The 26,045-nt window shown below is 48.0% G+C and carries 24 protein-coding genes, 4 tRNA genes and 1 pseudogene; 18 read left to right on the plus strand and 11 right to left on the minus strand.

What is annotated here, in order from left to right; genetic code table 11:
* Nucleotides 1-12: 12 nt before the first annotated feature.
* A complete protein-coding gene (locus J7438_RS27815; protein ID WP_286196636.1) occupies nt 13-144 on the minus strand; it encodes a hypothetical protein in 132 nt (43 codons plus the stop codon).
* Between the two features lie 78 nt (nt 145-222).
* Here J7438_RS27815 and J7438_RS16520 point away from each other — a divergent pair, with 78 nt between their 5' ends.
* On the plus strand, nt 223-501 hold the full coding sequence (locus J7438_RS16520) for a 4a-hydroxytetrahydrobiopterin dehydratase (RefSeq protein WP_209201680.1): 279 nt from the start codon (nt 223-225) through the stop codon (nt 499-501).
* A gap of 520 nt (nt 502-1,021) precedes the next feature.
* On the opposite strand, the gene J7438_RS16525 is transcribed toward J7438_RS16520, so the two are convergent.
* A complete protein-coding gene (locus tag J7438_RS16525) occupies nt 1,022-1,957 on the minus strand; it encodes a YiiX/YebB-like N1pC/P60 family cysteine hydrolase (RefSeq protein ID WP_209201681.1) in 936 nt (311 codons plus the stop codon).
* A 197-nt stretch (nt 1,958-2,154) separates the two neighbouring features.
* Here J7438_RS16525 and J7438_RS16530 point away from each other — a divergent pair, with 197 nt between their 5' ends.
* Nucleotides 2,155-2,733: a DUF1285 domain-containing protein gene (locus J7438_RS16530; protein ID WP_353620147.1), complete on the plus strand. Its 579-nt coding sequence runs from the start codon at nt 2,155-2,157 to the stop codon at nt 2,731-2,733.
* 22 nt (nt 2,734-2,755) lie between these two features.
* Here the strand turns inward: J7438_RS16530 and J7438_RS16535 are convergent, their stop codons facing one another.
* Nucleotides 2,756-4,414 carry an electron transfer flavoprotein-ubiquinone oxidoreductase gene (locus tag J7438_RS16535; protein ID WP_209277427.1) on the minus strand — a complete coding sequence of 553 codons (1,659 nt, stop codon included), beginning with the start codon at nt 4,412-4,414 and terminating at the stop codon, nt 2,756-2,758.
* Nucleotides 4,415-4,841: 427 nt separating this feature from the next.
* Between J7438_RS16535 and J7438_RS16540 the strand changes: the two genes are divergently transcribed.
* From J7438_RS16540 to J7438_RS16580, 9 genes are all read left to right on the plus strand, one after another.
* Nucleotides 4,842-5,591, plus strand: coding sequence for an electron transfer flavoprotein subunit beta/FixA family protein (locus tag J7438_RS16540; RefSeq protein ID WP_209277428.1), 750 nt, complete (start codon nt 4,842-4,844; stop codon nt 5,589-5,591).
* Nucleotides 5,591-6,520 (plus strand): electron transfer flavoprotein subunit alpha/FixB family protein, encoded by a 930-nt coding sequence (locus tag J7438_RS16545; RefSeq protein WP_209201684.1) that lies wholly within the window; start codon nt 5,591-5,593, stop codon nt 6,518-6,520. Before J7438_RS16540 ends, J7438_RS16545 begins: the two co-directional genes overlap by 1 nt.
* A 159-nt stretch (nt 6,521-6,679) precedes the next feature.
* Complete coding sequence (uvrY, locus tag J7438_RS16550) at nt 6,680-7,321, plus strand: UvrY/SirA/GacA family response regulator transcription factor (RefSeq protein WP_209277429.1); 642 nt, start codon at nt 6,680-6,682, stop codon at nt 7,319-7,321.
* Between the two features lie 169 nt (nt 7,322-7,490).
* A complete protein-coding gene (gene uvrC / locus J7438_RS16555) occupies nt 7,491-9,335 on the plus strand; it encodes an excinuclease ABC subunit UvrC (protein ID WP_209277430.1) in 1,845 nt (614 codons plus the stop codon).
* A 427-nt stretch (nt 9,336-9,762) separates the two neighbouring features.
* Nucleotides 9,763-10,326 carry a CDP-diacylglycerol--glycerol-3-phosphate 3-phosphatidyltransferase gene (gene pgsA, locus J7438_RS16560; RefSeq protein WP_209201686.1) on the plus strand — a complete coding sequence of 188 codons (564 nt, stop codon included), beginning with the start codon at nt 9,763-9,765 and terminating at the stop codon, nt 10,324-10,326.
* 139 nt (nt 10,327-10,465) lie between these two features.
* A tRNA-Gly gene (locus J7438_RS16565) sits at nt 10,466-10,541 on the plus strand.
* Nucleotides 10,542-10,649: 108 nt separating this feature from the next.
* Nucleotides 10,650-10,723: transfer RNA gene (locus J7438_RS16570), tRNA-Cys, on the plus strand.
* Between the two features lie 60 nt (nt 10,724-10,783).
* Nucleotides 10,784-10,870 (plus strand) — tRNA-Leu (locus tag J7438_RS16575).
* 24 nt (nt 10,871-10,894) lie between these two features.
* Nucleotides 10,895-10,968, plus strand: a tRNA-Cys gene (locus tag J7438_RS16580).
* 15 nt (nt 10,969-10,983) lie between these two features.
* Here the strand turns inward: J7438_RS16580 and J7438_RS27820 are convergent.
* From J7438_RS27820 to J7438_RS16600, 5 genes and pseudogenes are all read right to left on the minus strand, one after another.
* A complete protein-coding gene (locus J7438_RS27820) occupies nt 10,984-11,697 on the minus strand; it encodes a protein DA1 (protein WP_353620148.1) in 714 nt (237 codons plus the stop codon).
* Between the two features lie 72 nt (nt 11,698-11,769).
* Nucleotides 11,770-12,039, minus strand: a pseudogene (locus J7438_RS28380) (LIM domain-containing protein); the annotation flags it as partial.
* A 64-nt stretch (nt 12,040-12,103) separates the two neighbouring features.
* Nucleotides 12,104-13,216, minus strand: a complete 1,113-nt coding sequence (locus J7438_RS28385; RefSeq protein WP_209277432.1) for a tyrosine-type recombinase/integrase — start codon at nt 13,214-13,216, stop codon at nt 12,104-12,106.
* Complete coding sequence (locus tag J7438_RS16595) at nt 13,213-14,292, minus strand: coiled-coil domain-containing protein (RefSeq protein ID WP_209277433.1); 1,080 nt, start codon at nt 14,290-14,292, stop codon at nt 13,213-13,215. Before J7438_RS16595 ends, J7438_RS28385 begins: the two co-directional genes overlap by 4 nt.
* A 405-nt stretch (nt 14,293-14,697) precedes the next feature.
* On the minus strand, nt 14,698-15,027 hold the full coding sequence (locus J7438_RS16600) for a MarR family winged helix-turn-helix transcriptional regulator (RefSeq protein ID WP_020583484.1): 330 nt from the start codon (nt 15,025-15,027) through the stop codon (nt 14,698-14,700).
* A 572-nt stretch (nt 15,028-15,599) separates the two neighbouring features.
* Between J7438_RS16600 and xthA the strand changes: the two genes are divergently transcribed.
* From xthA to J7438_RS16630, 6 genes are all read left to right on the plus strand, one after another.
* A complete protein-coding gene (xthA, locus tag J7438_RS16605; RefSeq protein ID WP_209277434.1) occupies nt 15,600-16,418 on the plus strand; it encodes an exodeoxyribonuclease III in 819 nt (272 codons plus the stop codon).
* A gap of 148 nt (nt 16,419-16,566) precedes the next feature.
* Complete coding sequence (locus J7438_RS16610; protein ID WP_209277435.1) at nt 16,567-17,751, plus strand: hypothetical protein; 1,185 nt, start codon at nt 16,567-16,569, stop codon at nt 17,749-17,751.
* A gap of 283 nt (nt 17,752-18,034) precedes the next feature.
* Nucleotides 18,035-19,144 carry an efflux RND transporter periplasmic adaptor subunit gene (locus J7438_RS16615; protein ID WP_209277436.1) on the plus strand — a complete coding sequence of 370 codons (1,110 nt, stop codon included), beginning with the start codon at nt 18,035-18,037 and terminating at the stop codon, nt 19,142-19,144.
* A 6-nt stretch (nt 19,145-19,150) separates the two neighbouring features.
* On the plus strand, nt 19,151-22,240 hold the full coding sequence (locus J7438_RS16620; protein ID WP_209277437.1) for an efflux RND transporter permease subunit: 3,090 nt from the start codon (nt 19,151-19,153) through the stop codon (nt 22,238-22,240).
* 75 nt (nt 22,241-22,315) lie between these two features.
* Complete coding sequence (locus tag J7438_RS16625; RefSeq protein ID WP_209203586.1) at nt 22,316-22,576, plus strand: AbrB/MazE/SpoVT family DNA-binding domain-containing protein; 261 nt, start codon at nt 22,316-22,318, stop codon at nt 22,574-22,576.
* Nucleotides 22,576-22,905: a type II toxin-antitoxin system PemK/MazF family toxin gene (locus tag J7438_RS16630; RefSeq protein WP_209277438.1), complete on the plus strand. Its 330-nt coding sequence runs from the start codon at nt 22,576-22,578 to the stop codon at nt 22,903-22,905. The genes J7438_RS16625 and J7438_RS16630 overlap by 1 nt, the downstream gene beginning before the upstream one ends.
* 45 nt (nt 22,906-22,950) lie before the next feature.
* Here the strand turns inward: J7438_RS16630 and J7438_RS16635 are convergent, their stop codons facing one another.
* Nucleotides 22,951-23,748 (minus strand): MOSC domain-containing protein, encoded by a 798-nt coding sequence (locus J7438_RS16635; RefSeq protein ID WP_209277439.1) that lies wholly within the window; start codon nt 23,746-23,748, stop codon nt 22,951-22,953.
* 142 nt (nt 23,749-23,890) lie between these two features.
* On the opposite strand from J7438_RS16635, the gene J7438_RS16640 reads away from it, so the two are divergent.
* A complete protein-coding gene (locus J7438_RS16640; RefSeq protein ID WP_286196638.1) occupies nt 23,891-24,721 on the plus strand; it encodes a TatD family hydrolase in 831 nt (276 codons plus the stop codon).
* On the opposite strand, the gene J7438_RS16645 is transcribed toward J7438_RS16640, so the two are convergent.
* Both J7438_RS16645 and J7438_RS16650 read right to left on the minus strand, forming a co-directional pair.
* A complete protein-coding gene (locus J7438_RS16645) occupies nt 24,678-25,562 on the minus strand; it encodes a cation diffusion facilitator family transporter (protein WP_209203582.1) in 885 nt (294 codons plus the stop codon). The two genes, J7438_RS16640 and J7438_RS16645, sit on opposite strands and share 44 nt — an antisense overlap.
* Nucleotides 25,563-25,687: 125 nt before the next feature.
* A complete protein-coding gene (locus J7438_RS16650) occupies nt 25,688-25,936 on the minus strand; it encodes a glutaredoxin family protein (RefSeq protein ID WP_209203581.1) in 249 nt (82 codons plus the stop codon).
* Nucleotides 25,937-26,045 lie beyond the last annotated feature (109 nt).

Below are 26,045 nucleotides of genomic sequence, written 5' to 3' on the forward strand. Positions count from 1 at the left end.
ACTCCTGGCAGTTCAGTAGGCATCCGGCAACTGCTCACCCCATGCTTTGGGTTGTTGCCGGTAAGGCACCGCATGCTTCTCGCAGGTATAACTGCCTCGCCGGGTCTGTGCGCTTTCTCCATAGCATGACCAGACAATTTTCATACCTGCATTTCTGATGCCATCCCCTTATATTTGAATTAGACTGAACTTCGGTTTTTATTCAATAACAGGAGTGCACGTATGAATGACTGGGTTTCCTGTCAGTATGACAACATTGATCATATTGAAAAATCCTTCGGCTTTAAAAAATACTCTCGAGCTTTGGCATTCTGTAACGCCATTGCCTGTCTGGCTGAAGCTCATGTCCACCATCCGCGAATTGTTATTGAGTGGGGCAAGGTGACTATTGCCTGGGGAACCCATCAATCCGATGAGGGTAGTGGCGTGCTGGCTATTGATCGGGCATTGGCACAGCGCTGCGATACTTTATATGAACAGATGAATGCCCCCGTTTCCTGATTCTCCTGGCTCTGGGTATTCTGCCCAGAGTTAGCTCCGTTTCAGTGTTCATGAATCAGTGCCCTGCGTCCTCATGTTTTGAGAGTGGTTCTCCTTGCTTAAAATTCCGCGACCTAATGGCGAATGTGAGCCGTGAGCTATTGATTTCTTTGAATTTCTCTTAATATTATAAAATGATCTTAATCTTCAATGGACGTATTTTGATTCTGAATCATACTTACGATGCTGGTTTGATCGACTTCCCCCTACGATCAGATCAGTCTAGGTCAGTAATGGCCTTGGTACTTGGATTGTGTACCTATGTTTCACTCCTAATGGTCTTAGCCCGTGTCTTCTTCCCCCAGAAGCGCGGGTTTCTTTTTTGCAGTCTTTTATGTTTCAGCCTTTGATCCACGAGGCTCTTAAAGATCTTTAGCTGGTCAGGCGAAGAGCAAGTTGGCATTGTCTGAGAATGCATGATGTTTCGTTAGTTATGCATCAAAAACCCAGAAAATGATTAAGTAGCATGCGCCTGGAGTGGTCAGTGAGTTGAAACGGAACCGCTCTCACCACTACTTTTCTTGTCAGGAGAGAGGGAGGCCACATCACCCAAAACCTCATGATCCACAGTGCTTTCTTTCTGTAGCTGCTCAATTTGCTGGGAAGACATATAAAAATCCGCTTCTCGACCCTCCAGCACCCTCTGACCATGCCAGGGCAATAGTCGATAATCTGCGTGATGACTGTAATCGAGAAATGGATACTTGATAATCTGAAAGTAGGGGGAGTAATCAAAGTCACGGGGCGTGCAAAGCTTTGGATTTCGTTGAAAGAGTTGTACGCCAGCATCGCCATCGTGTTTAACCAGGGGCAGGATGGGAAAGTGGATAAAACTAAAGGCTTCGGCAATCATGGTTGAACAGACGGTTTTTGTTTCCTGACCCGGAGAATGCTGAAATAACGTGGAGCCAAGCCTTCTGGGCAGAAAAGAGTAGGGGAAGAAGAACCGGGCAAGATCAAGAATCTGCCTGACATTGTAATCCATACCCAGACGGCTGGTTGCGTAGTGTATGACTTTCTGGCTGTCGCTGTAGCTCAGCCCTTTGGGTCGGCATATCCGCAAATGCTCCCCTTCATAGTTTTTCAGGGGCTGGATAGCGGTACCAATTCCCAGTTCACTCTCAATAATCAGTTGTTCATCAGGGGAGCCGCCATAGGATTCACTGACAATCTGGCGAATTCTGTCATCCTCAATATCGTGAAGGCGGCCAAGGTAAAGCATGGCATGGGACCAGGGGCTCTGAGTGGTTTGCTTAATAACCCGACTGACTCTGGATCTTCCTTCAACCAACAGAACATCGCAGGGCTTAATTTCATGCCTGACACGTTCAAAATCACACAGGGGGCTTGTTCTTTCCTGAACGTTGTGGCTTAGCCAGTCTGTAAGGCATCCCGCAACCATTTTGAAGAGTTCCATTCTCCAGTCCTGAGCCAATCTTTATTTCTTTATGTTAGCATTGGTTATTCTTGACATTATGAATTGAGATAAATTTGACATTTTTTCATGTGTTCATCTGCTTGATGGCAAGCACCCTGAAAAACATCAAAAAGCTGTTATTACCAAATAAGGCATAATAATGGGCTGAATAGCCAGCAAGCATGGGAGTATGCTTTGTGAACAATGAATCAAAGCCGGACAATATTGTGGCAAATCTGCAGTTTTTGAATAAGAAAAAAGGATTACCTCCTGTACACAGCTGGAACCCTCCTTTCTGTGGTGATATTGATATGCGCATCAGTCGGGATGGCCGTTGGCACTACAATGGCTCCCCCATTGGCAGGGAATCAATGGTGAAGCTGTTTGCTTCAGTTCTCAGGCATGATGATGATGGCCATTACTACCTGGTTACTCCGGTAGAAAAAGTAAGAATTCAGGTGGATGATGCGCCATTTGTCGTGGTTTCAGCTGAGGTTCGGGATGGTGCGAATGGTCCCGAATACCTGTTTACCACCAATGTTGGTGATGAGGTAGTGCTAAGCAATGAACACGGTTTGAAAATGATCAAAAGTATGAAAACCGGAGAGTTCGTTCCTTATATCCGGGTTAGAGATCAGCTGGATGCATTGGTAAATCGCAATGTGTTTTACCAGTTAGTGGGAGAGGCCGTTGAAACCCGGGTGGCTGAGGGAATAGAGTTAAGCATTCGCAGCCAGGGGAAAGACTATTCCCTGGGAGTTGTTGAGGGTGGCTGAACCACCCTCATTGCAGGAAAGCTCACATGTTTGGGTAATTCGGGCCGCCAGCACCTTCCGGGGCAATCCAGGTGATATTCTGAGCGGGATCTTTGATGTCACAGGTCTTACAGTGAACGCAGTTCTGGCTGTTGATCTGGAACCGGTTTTCCCCGCTATCCTCATCCATCACAATCTCATAAACCCCGGCAGGGCAGTACCTTTGCGCTGGCTCATTATAAGCCGGAAGGTTTTGCTTAAGCGGAATGGTTGCGTCTTTAAGCTTCAGATGACAGGGCTGGTCCTCCTCGTGATTGGTATTCGAGAGAAAAACTGAACTCAACCGGTCAAAGGTGATCACACCATCAGGTTTTGGATAGTTGATGGGGCTGGACTCTGCCGCTGGCTTAAGCTGGGCATAATCCGGAGTGGTATCGTGCAGGGTGAATGGCAATTTGCCATTGAAAATATTGAGGTCTGCAAAGGCAAAGGCGGCACCAAAGATGTTACCAAGCTTATGCATGGCCGGACCAAAGTTCCGCTGCTGATGCAGTTCTTTATAAAGCCAGGACGCTTTGAATGCCTCATCAAAGGATTCCAGTTTATTGCCGCCTTCAGAGCCTGCACTCACCGACTTGAACACTTCTTCTGCCGCAATCATGCCGGACTTCATGGCGGTATGGGAGCCTTTTATTTTCGCACCATTCATGGTTCCGGCGTCACAACCAATCAAGAGTCCGCCCGGAAAAGTCATCTCGGGTAATGACTGAGGCCCGCCTTTGGCCAGTGCTCTTGCACCATAGGAAACCCGTTTTCCACCTTCCAGATATTGTTTGATAACCGGACTCTTTTTGAATCTCTGGAACTCTTCAAAGGGGCTGAGGTGTGGATTTGAATAGCTCAAATCGGTAATAAGGCCCAGTACCACCTGATTATTCTCCAGATGGTAGAGGAATCCGCCACCGGTAGACCCGCTTTCAGCCAGTGGCCAGCCAGCAGTATGAACCACCAGACCCTGTTGATGCTTCTCGGGTGCGATATCCCACAGCTCTTTAATGCCGATGCCATAATGTTGAGGATCACGCCCTTCATCAAGCTTAAAATGGCTGATAAGTTGCTTGCCCAAATGTCCACGGCATCCTTCGGAAAAGAGCGTGTATTTGGCGTGCAGCTCCATACCTGGCATAAAGCTGTCTTTCTCGTCACCGGAGGCCGAAATCCCCATATCTCCGGTTGCAATGCCCTTGACACTACCATCGTCGTTAAACAACACTTCCTGGGCGGCGAATCCAGGGAAAATTTCCACCCCAAGTGACTCGGCCTGCTCCGCCAGCCAGCGGGTGAGATTGCCGAGACTGATGATGTAATTGCCTTCATTGTGCATGGTTTTAGGCACAAACAGGTTGGGTACTTTTATCGATTTTTCTTCAGAGCGAAGCACATAAATGTCATCGGATGACACTGGAGTATTTAACGGCGCACCCAGCTCTTTCCAATTGGGAAACAACTCATTAAGCGCAGTTGGTTCAAAAACTGCCCCTGAGATGATATGAGCGCCAACTTCGGAGCCTTTCTCGACAACACAGACACTAAGTTCTTTATCCTGCTCCTGAGACAATTGCATCAGCCGACAGGCGGCTGACAAGCCGGAAGGGCCTGCACCCACGATAACGACATCAAATGCCATGGATTCGCGTTCCATGATGAGCTTCCTCCCTGTCGGAGTGTTATTTTCAGAACGGTATTCAAACAACTGTTTGAAATTGCTTGGCATTATACTCAGTGTTTCCCCGAATGGACAACACGTCATTAGTTATTAATACCTATACACAGAAATATTCCGGCTGCTGACCAGCTGCTATCTTGTCCCTCACAGCTATTCTGCAATCAGCAGAATCAGGTGTATTTCCGGTGATGCATAGTAACAGACACCTGTCTTAAATAAGAATATCTGAGTGAACTGATTGAAACATACGTTTGAACCCTTATTGACGTGCTGGTAGACTGCGCCCCAGCAGATGTGTGAACACAGGTTGCTGAATGATAATAAAATTTGTCTGTCCGGTTGTTCGTTATCTGCTCGACAATTCAAGACCTAGCCAATAACGAGAAGGGAAGGCTGCGAACTCATGAAAATATTAGTAGCCGTCAAAAGAGTCATTGACTATAACGTCAAGGTTCGAGTGAAGGCGGATAACACTGACGTCGATCTCACCAACGTCAAAATGGCAATCAACCCTTTCTGTGAAATTGCTGTTGAAGAAGCAGTAAGACTCAAAGAGAAAGGTGTCGCTACAGAAATCGTTGCCGTATCCCTTGGTGCCAAAGAGTGCCAGGAGCAGATACGAACAGCGCTGGCTCTTGGTGCAGACCGTGGCATTCAGGTTCAGACTGATCAGCCTCTGGGTTCCCTGGCAGTTGCCAAACTGCTTAAGGCCATTGTGGATGAAGAAAAGCCTGACCTTGTTCTTCTGGGTAAACAATCCATCGACAGTGACAATGGCCAGACCGGTCAGATGCTTGCGGCACTTGCCGGTATGTCTCAGGCAACCTACGCCTCAGAAGTCAATGTTGACGGTGATAACGTTAATGTTACCCGTGAAGTGGACGGTGGTTTACAGACGTTAAGCCTGAAGCTGCCCGCAGTGATTACCACGGATTTGCGTCTGAATGAGCCGCGTTACGCATCACTGCCCAACATTATGAAAGCCAAGCGTAAGCCCCTGGATGTCAAATCACCAGAAGACCTCGGCGTAACAGTGTCGTCTACTTTAACGACGATCAAAGTAGAACCACCGGCTGAACGACAGGCGGGTATCAAGGTGGCCAGCGTGGATGAGCTGGTAGAAAAATTAAAAAATGAGGCGAAGGTGATCTAATGGCCATATTAGTCGTTGCTGATCATGATAACAGCACGCTCGGAGCGGGAACTCTGAACACGGTTGCAGCTGCCACCGCAATCGGGGGAGAGGTTCACCTGCTGGTTGCAGGGTCCGGGTGTAGCACAGTTGCAGAGCAGGCATCTGCCGTAGCGGGTGTATCAAAAGTCTTGCTGGCCGAGAATGCTGCACTGGAAAACCGACTGGCAGAAAATGTGAGTCTGCTGGTTGCTGAACTGGGCAAGGATTACTCTCACGTACTGGCATCCACCTCAACCGATGCCAGAAATATGATGCCACGGGTGGCAGCTTTACTGGATGTTGATCAGATATCCGACATCATCCGTGTACAAAGCGAAGACACCTTTGCCCGTCCGATCTACGCTGGTAATGCCATTGCCACGGTTCAGTCCAGTGCATCTATCAAGGTTATTACCGTTCGTAACACAGGTTTTGACCCGGTTTCTGCGGAAGGTGGATCTGCCAGTGTAGAAACCGTTGCCAGCAGTCATGATGCAGGCGTATCGAGCTTTGTCAGCGAAGAGCTGGCTCAGTCTGACCGTCCTGAGCTGGCGGCTGCGGACATCATCGTATCTGGTGGTCGTGGCATGGGTAATGGAGAGAACTTTGAGTTACTTTACAAAGTAGCCGACAAGCTTGGCGCTGCAGTCGGTGCTTCCCGTGCTGCCGTGGATGCAGGCTATGTACCCAACGATATGCAGGTGGGACAAACCGGCAAGATTGTTGCTCCCAAGCTGTATGTTGCCGTTGGTATCTCCGGAGCCATTCAACACCTGGCTGGAATGAAGGACAGTAAAGTCATTGTTGCTATCAACAAAGATGAAGAAGCGCCCATATTCCAGGTTGCAGACTATAGTCTGGTAGCAGACCTGTTTGAAGCTATTCCGGAACTTGAAGGCAAGCTCTGATCAATAGGGCAGCTGTCTTTTTAAAAAAATACCACTTTCTTTGAAAGTGGTATTTTTCTACTGGTTTTATGCCTTTTTTTTCACTGGGGGTTTTAAGACCCATTAACTCTGTGCATAATCTTTCACAATAAAACGATAAGAAACATACCGGAGTAGATTTTGATACGAGTTCTGGTTGCGGATGATCATGATTTGGTGAGAACTGGAATTTCTCGCATGTTAGCTGATGTTGAGGGTATTCAAATTGTAGCCCAGGCTGTCAGCGGTGAAGATGCTATCAGCCTTTATCGGGAACTCACTCCGGATGTCACGTTAATGGATGTCAGAATGCCCGGCATTGGCGGGCTCGAAGCCACCCGGAAAATCTGCCAGATCAACCCTCATGCAAAAGTTATTGCCGTAACCGTCTGTATGGATGACCCATTTCCCACCAGGCTGCTTGAAGCCGGCGCGTCAGGTTACGTCACCAAAAGTTCAAATATTACCGAAATGGTTACGGCCATTCGCACGGTATTTACTGGAAAGAAATACATTTCCCCGGAAATTGCCCAGCAAATGGCTTTGAAAGCTATTGAGCCAGACAGTGCGTCACCCTTCAATCAGCTCTCTCATCGCGAAATGCAGATAGCTCTTATGATTGTTAATTGCGAGAAAGTACAGACCATATCCGATAAATTATGCCTCAGTCCCAAAACGGTGAATAGCTATCGCTACCGGATGTTTGAAAAGCTGAATATCACCAGTGATGTAGAGCTGACACACTTGGCTATTCGCCATGACCTGGTAGATACCATAGAGTGAACGCTGCCTTACAGGCTCTGATGAACCTCTTGTTGAGTTCCTTCCGCTACTCCCGGTGCTGATGCCCGAAATTCCTGTTACCTGTACTGAAAAATGCAGGCTTATTCGTTTCTACCGCGCTGTGAAGATATAATAAGCAGGTGATTTGATAACCGTTGTCTGGTGGTTCATGACAGGTAGTGAAGAAAGCAAAAAGTTTGATCACAAATCATTTCTGGAAAAGGTGTCGAGCCGTCCGGGTGTCTATGATATGCGTGATCACAGTGGCAAAACACTCTATATCGGTAAAGCGAAAAATCTTAAAAATCGCCTCTCAAGCTACTTCCGAGCGACGGGTCTTACCACTAAAACCATGGCTTTGGTAAGTAAGATTGCTGATATTCAGCTGACGATTACCCATACTGAAACTGAGGCGCTGCTACTTGAGCAAAACCTGATAAAAGACAGAAAGCCACCATACAATATTTTGCTGAGGGACGATAAGTCATACCCCTATATCTATATTTCCGGTGATGATGATTTTCCCAGGATGGACTCCTGTCGTGGACGCAAACGACAGAAAGGCCAGTATTTCGGGCCTTACCCGAGTAGCGGAGCGGTTCGGGAAAGCCTGCACCTGCTGCAGAAGATTTTTAAGATACGTCAGTGTACTGACATCTATTTCAACAATAGAACCCGGCCCTGCCTGCAATATCAAATCAACCGTTGCAAGGCCCCCTGTGTTGGCCTGGTCTCAAAAGAAGAGTACCAGCAGGATCTTGAGGATACCCGGCAATTCCTGGATGGCAAAAACCAGCAGTTAATCCGTTCGCTGATAAAGCGCATGGAAGATGCTGCTGAATCGCTGGATTTTGAAGAGGCGGCGGCAACCCGCGATAAAATCAACCACCTCCGGGCTGTTCAGGAACAGCAGACGGTGACCAAATCGGCCGGTGATATTGATGTGATCGGGTTTGCCCAAATGGGTGGCAATACCTGTTTTGACGTGCTCTTTGTTCGTTCTGGCAGGTTGCTTGGTCATAAATATTACTTTCCTGATTTTAAGCTGGAAGCTGAACGGTCTGATTACCTGGAAGATTTTATGGCCCAGTTCTATGTAAGGCTGTTTGCCAGTCGTGATTTTCCCGAGGAAATCGTGGTTCCGTTTGAGCTGGCCGGTGCAGATACTATTGAGGATGCGATCCAGGCGGTTTCTGGCAAGAAAATCAAGATCAAGGACAGAGTACGCTCTGAACGGCACGATTGGTTGGGCCTGGCCAATAAAAATGCGCAGCAGAATCTTGAAAGTCACCTGGCAAGCAAAAGCCATTTAAACCAGCGATACGCACAACTTAAGGATTTGCTGGACATTGAGCAACCCATCCTGCGTATGGAGTGTTTCGATATCAGCCATACCATGGGGGAAGCAACTGTTGCATCCTGTGTGGTATTTGGTCCGGAAGGGCCGGTGTTCAGTGAATACCGTCGTTACAATATCACTGGTATAGAGCCCGGGGATGATTATGCCGCCATGGCGATGGCTCTTGATAAGCGTTATCAGAAACTGGCGGAGGCAGATGCAGGGGAGGGGGCCAGGCCGGATCTTATCATTATTGATGGGGGTAAGGGGCAGTTAGGAAAGGCCTCGGAGGTGATGACCAGGCTGCAATTGCAGATTCCCTTGCTTGGGGTTGCCAAGGGAGTAACCCGAAAGCCGGGACTTGAAACACTGATTTACCTGGATCAGGAGCTCAACCCCGAAGGTGCTGAGGCGGCATTACTGTTGATACAGCAGATCCGGGATGAAGCACACCGCTTTGCCATCACCGGGCATCGACAACGCAGGCAAAAGGCCAGAAACCGTTCCGTGCTGGAAGATATTCCGGGTATTGGCAGCAAAAGGCGTTCAGCTTTATTGAAGTTTTTTGGTGGTCGCGAAGGCGTGAGTGGTGCAACCATCGAAGAATTGAAGAAAGTTGAAGGCATCAGTCTGAGGCTGGCGCAGCAGATACATGAATATTTTCATAATGACTAGCACCGAAGAGCAGGACTGTGTACCGTATGCCCTGTTTTGATTTCTGGCATCTTAGGGCCTGTTGACGTTTCGTTGCGTGCTCAGTGGCTCAGAAAGGTGTCATATGCGCGAAAGACTTGCGCAGCGCGTAGTTATTCTACGCCAAGCAAGTCTGACAAAGCAGATGGTACCTTTCTGAGCCACCCTTCGGGCGTATCAGGGCACCCCTATGACTTCGTTGCGGCATTTTGAAAGGCAACCAGCCTTCCTGCTATGCCGCGCCTCGTCATAGGAGCGCCCTGATACGCTGAGCACGCAACGAAACGTCAACAGGCCCTAGGATCATCCCAAAAGAGCAAGGCGATATGTCAAACCGTCCCAATACCGTCCCAAGGCTGCCAGCTGCATGCTTCATAGCCTTACAGCACAAGGGCTTAATTAAGTAGTTATGAACGTCCCGAATTTTCTAACACTAACACGAATTGTTCTGGTCCCATTTCTCGTCATTATTTTTTATCTCCCATTTGAGTGGAGTTACCTTGCCTGTGCTGGAATATTTGCCTTCGCTGCCGCAACGGACTGGTTTGATGGGTATCTTGCCCGTCGGCTCAACCAGACAACCCCTTTCGGGGCGTTCTTTGACCCGGTCGCTGATAAAATCATGGTTGCCACGGCGCTGTGCCTGCTGATTGATGAGTTTCGTGCATTCTGGATGACGGTGCCGGCTCTGATCATTATTGGCCGGGAGATCGTCATCTCGGCCCTGAGAGAGTGGATGGCTGAACTGGGTAAGCGGACCAGTGTTGCTGTGAGCATGATCGGTAAGGCGAAAACCATGGCTCAAATGGCAGCCATTACCTTACTGCTATTATCGCCAGTGCCTGTTGATTCCTGGATTGGTTTGCTTGGTATTGTCCTGCTGTACCTTTCTGCAATTCTGACACTATGGTCTATGTATATTTATCTGAAGGCCGCCTGGCCAGATCTTTCTCCGTTCAACAAGCCTGACTGATGTGACGGAAAGCGGTTGACATCAAAGCAAAAAAACCTAAAATACGCTTCGTGTTCGGGCGCTGACAGGCAGTTAGCCAAAGTCGTCTAGCATTGGTTCTTGATTATCGATTGCCGATTGTCGATTTTCAAAAAAGCGTGCGGGAATAGCTCAGTTGGTAGAGCGCAACCTTGCCAAGGTTGAGGTCGCGAGTTCGAACCTCGTTTCCCGCTCCAATTATTCAATTTATGTGATTCAATTGCATAAATGCGAGCAAGATGCATTGATGCTTTCAATGTTCAGGTTTGTCTCTTACATCAAGAACAGACCAGGCTCAAGATTCTGGCGAGTTAGCAAAGCGGTTATGCAGTGGACTGCAACTCCATTTAGACCGGTTCGACTCCGGTACTCGCCTCCAGAATAAAATTACAGGCTGAGCCTGTTTTTTTATGCTTTTACTCTGTACTATTCAAGTACTGCCCGAGTGGTGAAATTGGTAGACACAAGGGACTTAAAATCCCTCGATCGCAAGATCGTGCCGGTTCGAGTCCGGCCTCGGGCACCATCCCACCTTTCTTCTTTTTAGAAGGGCGAGTTAGCAAAGCGGTTATGCAGTGGACTGCAACTCCATTTAGACCGGTTCGACTCCGGTACTCGCCTCCATTTTTTTCCCTCCTTTTAAAAAAAGAAAGAACTCCAGCGACCGGGGAATTTCTTTTTATCCCTGATAAATTCCAGAAGTGTGGTCAGTGGCATGTGCTTCAATGACTCTCTGGCCTCCCGAAACCCATCGCCATAAATTGGGTCGGCACTTTGCTCTATCTGCTTTTTTCGAAATTCAGCATCTTTTGTATTAAGGTTTTTTAACCAGATATACTCCATTAATACACACATTCCTTCCTCTACCTTCAGTGGCAGATTTTCATAATAATTGTAAAAAAACCAGGCATGGGTGAGCTCATGAATCATTACGGTTCGGAAATGTTCTTCCGGCAGATTGATCTGGATTAAAATGCAGTCAAAATTTCTGGCTAATATCTGTCCTTTCCGGTGAGTTGTCGTGGTTCGGGTAACCCCCAGAATGGGGTGATTATCATGAAAGTCATGATGACTGGCGTCATTTAGCTCATCACGGCCGCAGAGTTTTACCGGTGTCTGTGTTGAGTTCAGACTAAGTCCAACCGATGCCAGGGCCGAGCGCATTTCAATAGCAATGCGGTCCGCGCGCTCCTGGGTGGAAACGCCATTGAGGCTGCATTTGTTGCAGATAACAACCCCGTCGGGATACTGCATACCGCCATTGGTGAGATTTTCACAAACAAGCCGACTGCAGCTGGAACACTCCGGATGCCCATCATGGTTATTGCAAAAAGCATTGCCCCAGAAATCCACAAAGTAGTTCCTGGTGAGAGGGTTCCGACAGACAGAGCAGAGTGGGGCGGTCTGCTTTTGCGCGCAAACCGGGTGCCAGGCCATTTTATCAAGTTCTACATAGTTTCCCTTGACGGGCTTTCTGCAGCTCGGACACCTCAGGCAGTCAGGATGAAAGGCCCGGTTCCTGAATACGACAAAAGCCTTTCCTGCAAATGGCTTCCTGCAGCCACTGCACCTGAAACAGCCCGGGTGCCAGCGCATGCCCATTGCCTTAACGCATTGGCCCTTGAGTGGTTTTTTACAGCCCTGGCAATAGTTCATGACCTTCCCTGATGTATGAGCAATCAGTTCCCAGACCATTTACGGAAGAATTCCTCCTTTATCACAGGTGAAAACAATTCTTATGGTCTTCTTTTCAGCTTAATCAGATATGATGATCGGCAGCCATCTTTTTCAGTCTACTTGCTTCTGCATGGTAGTACTGGCTTGTGGTATTGATTGAATCATGACCTGCAAATATAGCAAGGTCTTCGATATCCATTTTTCGGGCCAGGTGCGTCAGCGCTGTATGGCGCAGCGTGTGAAATGGCAGCCCCTGTAATCTGTGCCTGATATCCGGTGAGGCCTTTCTCTGACAATTTTCCATAAAGGATCGCCACCAGAATCGAAGCCCCCGGGCTGAAAGCGGGGTGATCAGACCCCCGGTTTTGCGTGTCTTTGGTGCCAGGGGAAAAGGGTCTCCGTACAGGCCTGAGAATCCATTCATGCGCCTGTATTCAATGATTTGCTGTTGAAGCACTTTATTCAGGGGAATCTGTCTTCTTTTTCTGCCCTTGCCCAAAACACTGAGATAAAAACCGTTGTCATTATCGGGGTGTATATCTGAACAGGTATGTCCCGTCAGCTCAGATTCCCGCAAAGCCAGCCCATAACTTAAAGAGAGGATAAGGCGGGTTCGGGCTGATTCAATCCGTTCTCTTTCGGTGCCCATTGGCAGGCTTGCCAGGCACTCTTTAATAAATTGCCACTCATTATCATAAAAATATCGGATGATGGTGTTGCCCCGGGCCAGCTTTTCACCCGATCGAATAAGTGATGCGGCCGGATTACCAGCGGTATAACGATTTTTCTCCAGAAAAGAGAAAAAGGAGGACAGTACATCAATAACCTGATCGGTGCTTTTTCCTGGCTTGATCGGGGACCTGAACATAATCCTCTCCGGCTGACCGGGAAGGATGCCAGGCATCAGCCAGCGCGGTGGTAAGTTCTGCATAAAGTTGACATAGGCTTGCAGGTGTTTAAGGCGCACATCTTTATACCCAATTCCCAATTCAAAGTATAAAAACGCTGTCAATCTGGTTATTTCTCGCTCATAACGGCGCAGGGTCTCTTCTGAGCGGGCCCCGGACTTGTTCAGGAAAAGTACCATTGCTTCACCATCATTGCCCGCTCCCATCATATTGTCATTTGCACCATGATGAGCGGGCAGGGCGGGGAGGGCATTCAGAAAAACTGAAGGGCGAATCGGCTGGCTCACTGCGTTACCTCAGGAGTATCGGTTTTTTTAGACAACGCTTTTTCAAAAGCCTCGGCAATACCGCGGGCTCTTTCAAGTTCAAGCCGAAGAGTGCCGATTTCATCAAGTCGCTCTTCCGTTTCCAGCAGCCGACTCTCCAGCTTTTCTTTATCTGATATTGCGGTCCTGTATTGCTCTTGCATCATATGAGATTCCCTGGCTCCAGCCAGAAGGCTACGCACTGCACCTAGTAGATTACCCTGATCACTGTCCAGTAGCACCATTAGCTGATTAGCAAGCTGAACCGTGGCTTTTGTCTTGCTTTTCTCTGAAGACAGATTGTTTCTTTCTTCGCAAACCTGAATATATGCCTTCGACTTGCTGTCCAATCGGCTTTGCAGCTCCAGATTATGTTTTTTCAACTCCTGCTGTTCCTGGAGCTGGTTACTTATCTTCTTTTCCAATCCCTGCTTTAACCTTCGCTCATCATCGACCACGCCAATCCAGTGATTCAGTTGCTCCTGGCTCCGTTGATCCATCTGCTTCTCCAGGTTGCTGATGGCCTGAAGATGAAGGGCTTTTTGCTCAGCAGCAGCAGATTGTAGTTGTTCAGTTTGTCTCTGTTCTGATTTCAGCAGTGACTCCAGTTCTTTCAGGTTCTGAGTTCTTTGTTGCAAAGTGAGCTTCGTTGCCTCGAGCTCTGCACTGATATGCTGAACCTGATCCTGAAGTTCAGAGTTGTTGTGAGATAGCTGGCTATTCTTTTCTAAAAGCTGACTCAGGCTTTCTTTTAGTTCATCGATCTCCTGGTTTGCAGACTCTTCAAAATTCCGCTGGTCCTCGGACAATTGATGCTTCCACTGGGCAATGCCTCTTTTCAGGCCTCTGACCAGATCATCCGGCAATTCAAGCTCTTCGGCTTCACCAATAGCCCCTAGATATCGCCATTCATTGTAATATGGCAGTACGGTCTGCTTTCCCATTTTCCCGATGCGGGCGACTTTGTCGGCGTTAATTCTCTCACCTTTCTCTTTCAAGTCATCAAGGATGCTGAAAATGTGCTGTCTTCTGACTTTGTCCTGCTCTGAGTTCTTCATATTCGCTGTAGTATTCCAAAATATAGAACCAATAATACCAGTATTATAATACCAGTATTATCAGTACCAAAACATGAACCTTTACTGCCGGTAACTGAACTTACCGGCAGTAATTTGCATTTGATAGGGGATATGGATAGCAATAGCCAGAGGGCAAAGCCTGTTGACGTTTTATTGGTTGATTCGACGTATCAGAGCGTCCTTATGACGAGGCCGGGGCACTTCAGGAATAAGAGACTTTCGTCGGGGTTTTGCGACAGCTTCAAAATGTCGAAGAAAAATGCTGGTTAAGACCAGAGGTAGATACAGTGAGGATAAGAATGCATGGGAGGAGGGTTAGGGCCCCTAAGAGTAACTTCTACAATACTCCTACAACCGTGTAGAGCCCTGGTGATACTGGTTTGTTCATTTCAGATATCGAGCTTTCTGCTTGATTTTTTCCACCAGTTTTTTGCCTTTGGCAGTCAGTGTCAGCTTAAAATAGCGACCATCATCTTCGTGCTGAACCTTTTTGATCAGCCCCAGGCCAGGCCTGTCGTGCCGTCCTTCACCCAGACGTTTAACACTGACCGCAATATCACTTGGGGTACCACAGGTGAGCTTTTCAGCATTTACAAGATCTGTAATGGTTTCTCCGGGGTTTTCTGCAACCACGAGGAGAATTTGCCATTGGATAACCGTCAGTGGTTGTTCCTGCATCAACTGGGTTAATTTGATAAGACCTTTTAAAGTCATTGGCAGTTACCTTTCTCTAGTTAGTTATGAGGTTTGTTGTGGACTAGTAGCGTCGTTTACTTTCCATGCTATTAGGCTTAAGCCTAGTCTGTACAACTGTTACGGCGACTGCTATACCAGAGTAAATGTTAGACAGTTTTCTACTGTTATAGCAAGTTTCCGTTCACAGTCGTTAAACATTTCGGCAATGAGTAACAAAACTGTTACGTTAGGAAACAAACGCTCAGAGGGAGATCCTTTCAGTCATGGAGCATCCGGATCGTCATTCAGCCCGCCAATTATTACGACTGAAGGCGGATAGAACTCAATGACGTCTAATGAGCAGTGTCTCCTTAATATCGGTAAAGAGTTAGACAACGATTTTTGGAAAAAATTCTCTAAAAAAATACATTACGCATATATTGTCGTGAAGAAAGCCTATGACAGGTGTTTTTTTTCTGAAAGATAGTGTTTATATCGATGAAAATAATATTCGCATAATATATATTATGTTAAATTGGAAATATTGGTTACATCCTATCGACGGCAACACCAAAACTACCCTGAACCTGCCCTAAGGTCATGATAAAACGATGAAAATAGTCAGCTTTAATGTCAATGGTGTGAGGGCGCGCTTACATCAACTCTCCCAAGTAATTGAGGACCATAGTCCTGATCTGATAGGCCTTCAGGAGATCAAAGTATCTGATGAACACTTCCCGGTGAAAGCCATTGAGGATCTGGGCTACAGCGTCTTGTATCATGGCCAGAAAACCCATTACGGCGTTGCATTACTCAGTAAGACGCCTGCGGTGAGTGTTCAAAAAGGATTCCCTACGGACCTGCCTGACGCCCAGCGTCGTGTTATTATTGGCGACTATGAATTGAACGGGCAAATGTTGAGAGTCATTAATGGTTATTTCCCCCAGGGAGAAAATCGCAGTCACGAGACCAAGTTTGCCAATAAAGCTAAGTTTTACAATGATTTACAGGCTTATCTGCAAAGCTCCTGTTCCCCCTCCTCCAATATTTTAGTGATTGGTGACTTTAATATCTCTCATACAGACCTGGATATTGGCATTGGTCCCGCTAATGCCAGACGATGGCTAAGAACCGGCAAATGCAGCTTTTTGCCAGAGGAGCGGGAATGGTTTGACCGACTGCTTGGGTGGGGGCTAACGGATTGTTTCAGGGAGCTATATCCTGATGAAGACAATCTCTTCAGCTGGTTTGATTACCGAAGCCGTGGGTTTGAGAGTGAGCCAAAGCGTGGCTTGAGAATAGATTCTATTCTGGCAACGAACTCTTTAATGCAGATATGCCAATCCATTTTTATGGATTACAAAATCAGAGCCATGGAAAAACCCTCTGATCACGCCCCCGTCATCGCTGAATTTTCTGAGTTAATATAAATTCTTTTTTATAAGATATTGAGAATCTTTACTCTATTTATCATGTGATAATCATTCGTATTTGCATCTTTGCAAAGCCTGACTATTCTAAGCCCATTCAATAACAAATGATTGGGATATAAATATGACCGCTTTGCAAAAAAGCAGAATGCTTTTTATCATTCTCTTTGCTTCTCTTCCCGGGTATTGTCTGGCGGAGCTGGATGATGGTGTAAAAAAGCATGAAATATCATTAAATTACCTGGGCAAGGGAACATTTAAAGGTCATATTTGTGTGCAATGCTCTGACCCAAATAATGCTTGTGAATCTGTCCTGGAATTTGAACAGGATGGTGATTTTCCATACCTGCCCTTTTTAGCAGAAATGAAGTTTCATGGGCACTTTCAAAGAGATTTAAATGACTTATCAGAGCTGGGTTCAATCACCGCACAAAAAGACAGCAGGGAAACCAAAATTCCATTAGGTATTGATTATGATGAACTGTCGCTTGGTGATAAAGACAATTCGACCACCAGGGCTGTGATTGCGCATCTACACCCGTCCTTAATCCATCATGCCAAAAAAGAATTAGACAACATTACTGAGGCTGCAGACTACCTGACGGGTACAACCAGAAACTCCCAGACCCTGCACTTATTTAAGCCGGAACCACACAACCTTTCATTTAAAGATTCAGAGAAGCTGGCAAGCTCTGTCCATGGCGATTTTATGGTGCTGGATATTGGTGAAAGTTACTCGATGGTCCTTATATTCAACCAGGAAAACATTCCGGAATTTATCTACGTACTTGACCGCTGGAAACTGTACAGAGATCCAATATTCAAAACCATTATCGGCTATGGTGATCTGGTTGGCCTGGTGTTGCACGGCATGGACTTTATCAAGTACAGCGGCTCATTGCTGGGCATAACAAGCCATGGTCATCATCATTCACACTTTGCCTTTTTGAAAAATCTTGCCGGTTCTGCTGGCATTGGACCGACGGCGTATCATACTTTGACCAGTCTGATAAGTTCCGGCTTCCATATTGCCGAGATAATTGACCATAGCCATGGTGTCAGTGAATTTATCAGTGGTGGTCAGAAGCACTACCATGATCACCATCATGGTGCATGGGAAAACCTCTTTGGCCACATGCATTTAGCCCATACGGTTGTGGAAATGATTGCCGAGCCTTCTCTTGCCCATGGGCTTCAAACGGTTTTAACCTTTGCCAGCTTTGGCTATCACCATGTGCCACATCATTATTATGAACATCCAATGTCGGATGTTCTTCGTCCGGTAATATACTCACGGGGTCAATCTACTCCTGATGCTAAAACTCTGAACTAGTGCATTCCATTTACTCAGAACTCTGATCACTTCTGAAATGGTGGTCAGAGCCTCCCTTCCCTTTTATCACCCGGTTGAACTATAAGAAACTGGACGCATTTCTTATGGGATATTGCGAGAATTCCGGATCTTATGGATACTAATACGCGTCCGGCGTTGTACTTTTTATAAATGATTCTTATCAATGCTTCGGTAACTCGCCGGATAGACGATGTAATACTACTACACGTCAGGGCAATGACTGCCAGCTCAGAATAAAAATATGATACTGGGGTAAACAAGAGTGCAAAAGTTAGTCAATGTAAACGGCTCATGGTTAGCCGCCAGTGTTATAGCGGTTGGCATTGGTATCTTCCTGCTGACTGCGGATGTCGTTAATATAAACGACACTGAAAAAGTCAGCCCTCCTTCCCGGGATAGTCAGGAAAATAGGGTTATTCCCGTTGTCCAGGCCTCTCATTTTGAGCAATCACCGGTCCATCGCACACTTACACTCTATGGCACCACGGAAACTGACCGGACCGTCACAGTCAGTGCTGAACTGGCAGCCCGGGTTATTAATATCAGTGCTGAACGTGGTCAGCTGATGGCGGCGGGCGACGAAATTATCCGGCTACGTGAAGGCAGTCTGAAGGCTCAACTGAAGTCTGCTGAAGCTCGTGTCAGACAAGCTGAGCAGGATTACCAGTCAGCCCTTATGCTGCAAAAGAAAAAACACATTGCTGATAATCAGATTACTCAGCTAGAGGCTTCCCTGGCTGAGGCGCTGTCGCAAAAAGAGCAGCTCCAGACGCACTGGGACAATACCCTGATTAAGGCCCCCGTTTCCGGCATTCTTAACAAGCGCTATGTGGAAGTTGGTGACTTTATTGATAAAGGAAAACCGGTGGCTGAAATTCTCGACCTTGACCCGCTGGTGGTCCATGTCGATGTTCCCCAGAATCATATTAATTATTTTACCTCCGGCCAGAAAGCGGTTGTCCAGTTTCTCGGTGGAGCGACCAGCAAAGCGACTATTCGCTTTATTGATCGACAGGCTGATCCATCAACCCGGACATTTTCTGTCGAGCTAACCATCCCGAACCCTGATATGAAAATTCCCGCAGGCCTCAGCGTTGAAGCTGACCTGTTGATGGAAGCAGTTATGGCACTGGAAATAAGTCCTGCATGGCTTGCGTTGAGTGAAGAAGGCGAGCCGGGGATTAAATGGGTGACAATGGACAATCGGGTCGAGTTCACCCCCGTAGATGTCGTCAAATCGGAAAGTGACCGCCTCTGGGTGACAGGCATTCCCGAACAGGCCAGGGTCATTACCCGTGGTCAGGGCTTCGTTCGGTCCGGTGATCAGGTTGATGTTATCAATCCTGATGTTGCTCTGGTTGCCGGGGAGTAATGACCAATGCACAGTCTGATTGCTGCATCACTCATGCGGACCCGTACGGTCATGATGCTGCTGGCGTTAATCCTGATGACCGGGCTGGCCAGCTATCTTACGATTCCCAGGGAGTCGAACCCTGATATTACGATTCCGATCATTTATATCTCCGTATCACACGAAGGCATCTCGCCGGAAGATGCCGAACGGCTGCTGGTACTTCCCCTGGAGAATGAACTCAGGGCGATAGAAGGTGTTAAGGAACTCAAGGCCACAGCATCCCAGTCCCTTGCCTCCATTACCCTGGAGTTTATCGCCGGACTTGATACGGATGAGGTCCTTGCCGACGTCAGGGATAAGGTTAACCTTGCCAAAAGTAAGCTGCCACAGGATACCGATGAGCCCATCATCAACCAGATTTCCTTTGCCAGTATGCAACCGGTGATTACGGCGGTATTGTCTGGCAATTTGCCTGAACGCGCATTGGTTAGAATAGCCCGGGAACTTAAGGATGTGCTGGAATCCAGAAAGCAGATTCTGGAGGTGGATATCGCCGGCGACCGGGAGGAAGTGGTTGATGTTATTATTGATCCACTCAAGCTGGAAAGTTACGGGCTGGTGCCTGCGGATGTGATCAATCTGGTCTCCCGGAACAACCAGCTGGTTGCTGCCGGCAACCTGGACAATGGTAAGGGGCGGTTCTCGGTCAAGGTCCCCGCCGTCTACAAAACCGTGGCTGATATCCTCTCACAACCCGTCAAGGCAGACGGTGATCGGGTGATTACCTTTGGTGATATTGCCAGCGTTCTCAGTACCTTCAAGGACGGTGGCGGCTACGCCAGAATGAACGGCAACAATAGTATCGCCCTGGAAATCAAAAAGCGCCCCGGGGAAAACATTATTGAAACCGTGATGCTGGCCAAAACCATTATTGCCGAGGGCCAGAAACTGGCACCGGAAACCCTGAAGGTTGATTATGTGGGTGATCAGTCGGTGGATGTGTTGGCTATGGTCAACGACCTGCAGAACAGCGTTCTGGCGGCCATCACTCTGGTGGTAACGGTGATTGTCGGGGCGCTGGGCCTGCGCAGCGCGGTGTTGGCAGCCATTGCCATTCCCGGCTCTTTTCTGACCGGTATTCTGATCATCGCCATGATGGGCTTAACCATCAATATGGTGGTCCTGATCTCGCTGATGATCGCCGTTGGTATGCTGGTTGATGGTGCCATTGTGGTCACAGAATATGCTGACCGAAAAATGAGTGAGGGGGTTGCCCGCAGGCAGGCCTATCAGGAAGCCTCGTTACGCATGGCATGGCCAATCATCGCGTCCACAGCCACCACACTTGCGGCCTTTTTCCCGCTGATGTTCTGGCCGGGCATTATGGGTGAGATGATGAAGTACCTGCCATTAACCTTGATTGCCACCCTCTCCGCATCTCTGGTGATGGCGCTGATTTTTATCCCAACCATCGGTTCCCTGATTGGTAAGCCCAGAAAACTCAGTGAGCTGGAAAAAAGGTCCATCACCGAAGCGGAAACCGGAGATTTACACAATGTGCCCGGTTGGGCCGGGATCTATATTCGCATGTTGGCGAAAGCGATCCGGCACCCTTTAAAAATATTGTTCTCTGGCATGGCGATGGTGGTAGCCATTTACTTTGCCTTTATCAGTTTTGGTAAAGGCGTTGAGTTCTTTCCTGATGTTGACACCAATAACATTATGATCAAAGTGCGCGTGAACTCCAGCAACCTGTCCATAGATGAAAAGGATGAGATACTGCAACGTGTAGAAGCGATTCTGCTGCAACAGCCAGAATTAAAAACCCTGTATGCACGAACCGGTGATAACCAGGAAGTGGGGACTATCCGCCTGAATATGGTGGACTGGAAATATCGCCGCAAAGCAGCCCTGGTGGCAGAAGAGATTAATCAGAAACTTGCCCATTTCGCCGGTCTTGATATCACTGTTGAACGAAGAAAAGATGGCCCTCCCCAAGGTAAACCCCTGGAATTGGTGATCAGTGCCAAAGACCTTGATGTCCTCCACGAAACCGTGGGCAAAGTCAGAACGGTTCTGACCGGCATGGCTGGCTTTACCAATCTGGAAGACGACGGCCCTACTTCCGGCTATGAGTGGCGCATCGATGTAGACCGTGCCGGAGCTGCCCGTTATGGTGCCGATGTCAGCAGTGCCGGTGGTCTGGTACGGATGGTGACTTCTGGTTTAACGGTGGGCGGTTACCGTCCGGACGACAGCAGTGATGAAGTGGACATTCGTATTCGTTTTCCTGAGTCAGACCGCCACCTTGAGAGCATTGATCAGCTCCGGCTGATGACCCCGGCGGGTCTGGTCCCGATCAACAACTTCACGACTCGGGAAATCGCCCCCAAGGTTGACAGTATCAAGCATCTGGATGGTAAACGAACCGTCACAGTCAGTGCCAACCTGGCTGAGGGCATTCTGCTCAATGACCTGCTGCCCGAATTGCAGGCGCAGCTTGATGCATTGAAGGTGCCAGAGGAAGTCAGCTTTACCATCAAAGGACAGAATGAAGACCAGCAGGAAAGCAGTCAGTTCCTGATCAAGGCATTCGCGGTTGCTCTGTTTGTGATGGCCATGATTCTGGTGACTCAGTTCAACAGCTTCTACCAGGCATTCCTGATTATGTCAGCGGTGGTACTGTCTACCGGCGGTGTATTATTTGGCTTGCTTCTGGCTGGAAAACCCTTTGGCATTGTGATGTGCGGTATCGGGGTCATTTCCCTGGCAGGCATCGTGGTCAACAATAATATTGTGTTGATTGATACCTACAATGTGTTGCGCAAACAGGGCATGAAGGCTGAAGAAGCGATTCTCCGAACCGGTGCCCAGCGTCTGCGACCGGTGATGTTGACCACCGTCACTACTATCCTGGGTCTGATGCCAATGGTGCTCTCCACCAATATTGATCTGTTCAATCATCGACTTGAAATTGGAGGCCCCACTGCCCAGTGGTGGAATCAGTTATCAACGTCCATTGCCGGAGGATTGGCCTTTGCCACTCTGCTGACCCTGGTCCTGACGCCCTGCCTTCTGGTGATCGCCGGTCGCAGGCAAGATAGAAAGGAGTGAGAGGTATATACATTTGTTGACACCTTTCTGACTGCTATCTAGTATCTACATAGATAGATACTAAAAAGGTTTTACATGGAAACTGAAATCAAACGGTGGGGTAATAGCGCAGCTGTGCGATTACCCGCTAAAGTTCTCGCCAAAGCTGGCCTTGAGGTAAATAGCAGTATCCAGATTGAAGCACTTGATGGAGAAATCGTTATCAAACCTGCCAGCTCCCATAAAGAGTACACAATGGACGAACTGTTATCAGCCAGTCCTGCCAGTGCCTTCATTCTGAATGAAGAAGACCGGGAATGGCTCAATGATGCACCAAAGGGAGAGGAGCTTCTGTAATGGTGTATATTCCCGAGCGTGGCGATGTGATCTGGGTTGACTTTGATCCAACGCGAGGCTTGGAAATACAGAAGACTCGACCTGCACTGGTTTTATCTCCAAAAGCATTTAACCAGAGGACAAAGCTGGTTCTGGTAGCACCTGTCACCTCCACTGCTCGTGGTCATGCCTTTGAAGTTTCAATAGCGGGCAATCAGGTTTCCGGGGTTGTAGTGTGCCAGCAGGTTCGAACGGTAGATTACAAGGCAAGACACATAAAAAAGGTGGAAAGGGCTTCAAAATCGGTCATTGATGAGGCTCTCGCCAAGGTCAGGGCTATTGTGGCCTGACGAAAAACGACATCAGGCAATAGCATGTCCTATTGCCTGAATAACTCAATATTCCAAAATCGTAACCTTATCGCCTATCCGGATAATGCCTTCCCGGTCCGGAATAAGGTTCTGGCCAAAGATAACCCCCCTTTCCGTCCGACGATATTGAGCCAGCGTAAACAGCGGTTCACTCCCCTCTTTCTGCCCGGTTTCAGGATTGACTGTGGTCATCACACACCGTGAACAGGGTTTGGCTACCCGAAATGTGATCTCTCCTACCCTGATCACTGACCAGGTGTCTTCTTCATAGGGCTGTTGACCACTGATGACAATATTGGGCCGGAAGCGGGACATCGGCACTGCATCAGTCAGGCGTTGATTCAAATCAGCCAGAGATGCTTCATTGGTGAGCAGGAAAGGGAAACCATCGGCAAAACTGGTGTGATCCTCTGGCCGGGAGTATCTGGCATCGGTTGGTCTGATTGATTGTTCCGGTTGATAAAACAGCCTGCATTTTATAGCCAGGAAATCACTGAACCACTGGGCAGCAGCATCCCCGGCATCCAGTGCCTGACAATCGTCTTTCCAGACCGTTACTGTGGCAGAGTAAGCCCCCTCTTCCGGTATCGCTACATAGAGGTTCTCGCCCGCTGGCCGGGTAATCAGTAATCCCCCATCAACAATGGATGTGACCACGGTTGCCAGGGCTGGATATTGCCGCTGAGTGATAAACTTGCCATGTTCATCCGTCAACAGCCAGCGGCGATCATGCTCAAAACCTCTTCGGGTGACATGGGCGCTTTCCAGGGGTATTCCCCTGGTTGATTTGATTGGATAGATAGCCAGCCCGGTGACTTGCATCCGCCATTGCTCCTGTAAATTTTTTAGCCTGAAAATATTAGCGCCTAAGGATACGGCTATTGCCTGTTGATGAGAACCTTGTTTATAAGAAGAATGAGCAGCAAAATATCCGGCAAACATACGGTTTATAACAGGATTCTCAATGACACAGCAGCTGGTGGATATAGGCGTTAACCTCAGTGATAAGGCTTTTGACCAGGATCGTGATGAAGTTGTCAGTCGTGCGGTTGAGCACGGCGTTACTACCATGATCCTCACCGGTACTTCTTTGACAGAGTCACAGAAGGTACTGGGGCTGGCCAGAAAATATTCGGAACACTGCTTTTGTACTGCCGGTATCCATCCGCACGGAGCAAAAGATGCCAATACCCAAACCTTTAAAGAGTTGAAAGCCTTATTCAGTGAACCAGAGGTGGTGGCCGTTGGCGAAACCGGTTTGGATTTTAACCGTGACTTTTCCCCACGGCCTGTTCAGGAGAAAGTATTTGAGCGTCAGTTGGAGCTGGCTATTGAGTCTGGCCTGCCACTGTTTTGCCATGAGCGGGATGCTTCAGAACGCTTTGCAGATATCATTAAAAACTACCGGGATCAGGTCAGCAAGCTGGTTGTGCACTGTTTTACGGCCGATAAAACCGCCCTGTATCGGTACCTGGACCTGGACTGTCATATTGGCATTACCGGATGGATTTGTGATGAACGACGGGGAACCCATCTTCACACGCTGATGAAGGATATTCCTGCAAGCCGATTGATGGTGGAAACCGATTCACCGTGGCTACTGCCAAGATCATTGGCAAAAAAACCGAAAAACCGGAGAAATGAACCGGCCTTTCTCTTTGAGGTTGTGCAAATGATCGCTACACACACCGGGCTATCCCCGGAACAGGTTGCCCGGCAAACCAGGGCAACATCACTGGAATTCTTTAATCTCACGGCTCCTCATCATGACCGTCAGGGTCAAGATGGACGATAACATCCGCTTCGGGCAGGTAGTCAAGCACTGCCCGCTTGGCCTGTACCCCCAGTTCATGGGCATAGATCAGCGGCGTATGCGGCTCAAGATCCAGATGCATCTGAATAAACGGGGTTGAGCCTGACATCCGGGTTTTGACGTCATGAATACCCAGAACACCGTCAACCGAGAGGGCCCGTTTCTCAATTTCCTGAAGTTCTTCTTCAGGCAGAGCCTTGTCCATCAACTGCTCGATGGATTCCCAGGCAAGACTCCTGACACTAAACAACATATAACCACCAATCAGCAGGGCAAGCACATTATCTATCTGGTAATAGCCATAGCTGGTACCAATCAGTGCAGCCAGCACCGCAATATTGGTCAAAAGATCTACCTGGTAATGCAGTGAGTCCGATTTTATAGCCGCTGAGTTGGTTTTTCGGATGACATACCGCTGTATGGATAACAGAATCAGTGTGGCAATGATGGAAAAGATCATCACCATAATACCGGCACTTTCATTATCCAGCACCACATCCTCACCAGTTATCCGGTCTAGCGTGTTAAGCACCAGAACAATGGCCGAACCACCAATGAAGGCTGACTGAGCCAATACGGCAAGCTGCTCAGCCTTCCCATGGCCAAATTGATGATCTTCATCCGCTGGCGCAATGGCAATTCTGACGGCAAATAATGTGATCAGGGAGGCCAGAATATCCATCGTGGAGTCCAGCAAGGTAGCTAGCAGGCTCATGGAACCGGTCATAAACCAGGCAATGAGTTTGGCAATGATCAGCAGGCTTGCCGTTGCAACTGAGGCATAGGTTGCCAATTTGAGGAGGCGGTTTTTGTCGTCAGACACGTTCTTTCCAGTGTTACTGTTATTAAGCCCGGACGATGCCATCCTTGCACGCGATTCTCGTCTTTGAGCCAGAGCGTAGTTAATCATGCGATCCCTGCCAATTAACAACCGTCGATGTTGTTATCCTATCCTGAAACGGGGGGAATCAGCCACTGATTCAACGCCTCAAGGGTAAATGGCCAGCCAAGTTCCCTGCCCTCTGCTGACGCGATGACCGGAATCCGGACACCATAAAGATCAACCAGACGATCATCCTCACTGATCTCTACAGCTGCCCATCGGCAAACCTGCTGCTTTTGCAGAAAATTGAGCATTTGTTCAGCTTGTTCACACAGGTGACATCCGGAAGTGGTATATAAAGTCAGTTGAATCATAAACTATTCCCTAAAAAGGGTGTCTATCATAGCGATAATATAACCGTAGAGTTAGTAAAGATTACGTAGATATAACTACAATACGATGTTTTTGCTTATACTCTCTCTG

Origin of the sequence: Thalassotalea sp. G20_0, from assembly GCF_017744175.1 — a bacterium.
GTDB lineage: Bacteria > Pseudomonadota > Gammaproteobacteria > Pseudomonadales > Endozoicomonadaceae > Endozoicomonas.